The sequence below is a fragment of the Streptomyces sp. adm13(2018) genome, assembly GCF_008042145.1.
GTDB lineage: Bacteria > Actinomycetota > Actinomycetes > Streptomycetales > Streptomycetaceae > Streptomyces.
Genome location: NZ_RDBH01000121.1, coordinates 8,166 through 10,502 on the forward strand (window position 1 = coordinate 8,166; position 2,337 = coordinate 10,502).

Consider the following 2,337-nt stretch of genomic DNA (forward strand, 5'->3'; position numbering starts at 1 on the left):
TCCCCGTTCACCCCCTCGCCCCCTCGCCCCGGAGTCATCGCGTGACCAGTTCCGACGTCCTGATCTACACCCGCACCGCGGGCTACCGGCACGCGTCGATCGCCGACGGGGCCGTCGCGCTCGTGGAGCTCGCCGGGGAGCTCGGGCGGGGGGCCGAGGTGTCCGAGGATCCCGGGGTGTTCAGCGCCGGGCGGCTCGCCGGGTGTCCCGTCGTCGTGCTGCTGTCCACCACCGGGAACGTGCTGACACCCGAGGGGCGGGTTGCCTTCGAGGTGTATCTGCGGGGCGGCGGCGCCCTGCTCGCCGTGCACGCTGCGGCCAACGCCGAGCCCGACTGGCCCTTCTACGGCGAACTGCTCGGCACCCGCTTCGGCGGTCACCCCGAGGAGCAGCCCGGCGTCGTCCTCGTCGACGACCGCGACCATCCCGCGACGGCCCCGCTGCCGGCCCGCTGGGCGTGGACCGACGAGTGGTACGACTTCACGTCCGACCCGCGCCGCTGTGCCGCCCCCGGTCCGCACGGGGACGGACGGAGCGGGACCCGGGTCCTCGCCCGGGCCGACGAGTCCTCCTACCGGGGCGGGACCCATGGGGACGACCACCCGCTCGTCTGGTGCCGGGAGATCGACGCCGGGCGGGTGTTCTTCACCGCGCTGGGCCACGCCCCCGAGACCTACCGAGACCCCGCCTTCCGCGCCCACCTCTCCGGTGCCCTCGCCTGGCTCACCGCCTGAGCGGGGCCCGGGCGGCCCCCGGCGGGCGTCCCGGACCGCACCTTTCTAGCGCCGTATCCGCGCAGGTCGCCGCCCCTTTCGCATCACCCCACCGCGCTGCCCCTGTTGCGCCGGGCGCCGCTTCGCGGAAACGTGCAGTCGGGAACCGATGTCAGGAGGAGACACGTCATGGCCATCGCCACCGTGAACCCGGCGACCGGCGAGACGCTGCGCGTCTACGAGGCCCACGGGCCCGAGGAGGTCGACCGGCGCATCGCCGCCGCTCACGACGCCTACCGCCAGTACCGCACGACCTCCTTCGCCGAACGCGCCCGTCTGCTGCGGGCCGCCGCCGGTCTCCTCGACGAGGACACCGAGGACATCGCGCACACCATGACCGTCGAGATGGGCAAACCCATCGCCGCCTCCCGCGCGGAGGCCGCCAAGTGCGCCAAGGCGATGCGCTGGTACGCCCGCAACGCCGAGGAGCTGCTCGCCGACGAGCACCCCGCGGAGAGCGACGTCCAGGACTCCGGCGCCGACCTCGCGCGCGTCCACTACCGGCCCCTCGGCCCGATCCTCGCCGTCATGCCGTGGAACTTCCCGCTCTGGCAGGTCATCCGGTTCGCCGCACCCGCGCTCATGGCGGGCAACACCGGCCTCCTCAAGCACGCCTCCAACGTGCCGAGGACCGCGCTCTACCTCGGCGACCTCTTCCGCCGCGCCGGATTCCCCGAGGGCTGCTTCCAGACCCTGATGATCGGCTCCCGTGACGTGGAACGCGTCCTGCGAGACCCCAGGGTCGTCGCCGCGACCCTCACCGGCAGCGAGCCCGCCGGCCGGGCCGTCGCCGCCATCGCGGGCGACGAGGTCAAGAAGACCGTCCTGGAGCTCGGCGGCAGCGACCCGTTCATCGTCATGCCCTCCGCCGACATCGTCGGAGCGGTGAAGACGGCCGTCACCGCGCGCGTGCAGAACAACGGCCAGTCCTGCATCGCCGCCAAGCGGTTCATCGTCCACCGGGACGTGTACGAGGACTTCTCCGAACGCTTCACGGCCGCCATGAACGCCCTCACCGTCGGCGACCCCCTCGACGAGTCGACCGACGTCGGCCCCCTCGCCACCGAGCAGGGCCGCACGGACCTGGAGGAACTCGTCGACGACGCCGTCCGCGGGGGCGCCACCGCGCTCTGCGGCGGTCACCGCCCGGAGGAGCCGGAGCTGGCCAACGGCTGGTACTACCGGCCCACCGTCCTGGCGGGCGTCACGCCGGAGATGCGGATCCACCAGGAGGAGGCCTTCGGGCCGGTCGCCACGGTGTACGCGGTCAGCGACATCGAGGAGGCCGTGGCCGTCGCCAACGACTCGCCGTTCGGCCTCAGTTCCAGCGTCTGGACCCGCTCCCCGGAGGACGTCGCCTTCTTCGTACGCGATCTGGAGGCCGGCGGCGTGTTCGTCAACGGCATGACCGCCTCGCACCCCGCCCTCCCCTTCGGCGGCATCAAGCGCTCCGGCTACGGACGCGAGCTCGCCGGGCACGGCATCCGCGAGTTCTGCAACGCGACGACGGTCTGGCAGCGCGCCTGACGCATACCCACCCGTCGGCGTGACCGGCGGGTGGGTA

The 2,337-nt window shown here is 73.2% G+C and carries 2 protein-coding genes; both read left to right on the top strand.

The window, feature by feature from the left end; genetic code table 11:
* The first annotated feature begins 41 nt into the window (after positions 1–41).
* A complete protein-coding gene (locus EAO70_RS15555; protein WP_148003577.1) occupies positions 42–734 on the top strand; it encodes a ThuA domain-containing protein in 693 nt (230 codons plus the stop codon).
* A 168-nt stretch (positions 735–902) separates the two neighbouring features.
* Positions 903–2,300: an NADP-dependent succinic semialdehyde dehydrogenase gene (locus EAO70_RS15560; protein ID WP_148003578.1), complete on the top strand. Its 1,398-nt coding sequence runs from the start codon at positions 903–905 to the stop codon at positions 2,298–2,300.
* The last annotated feature ends 37 nt before the right edge of the window (positions 2,301–2,337 follow it).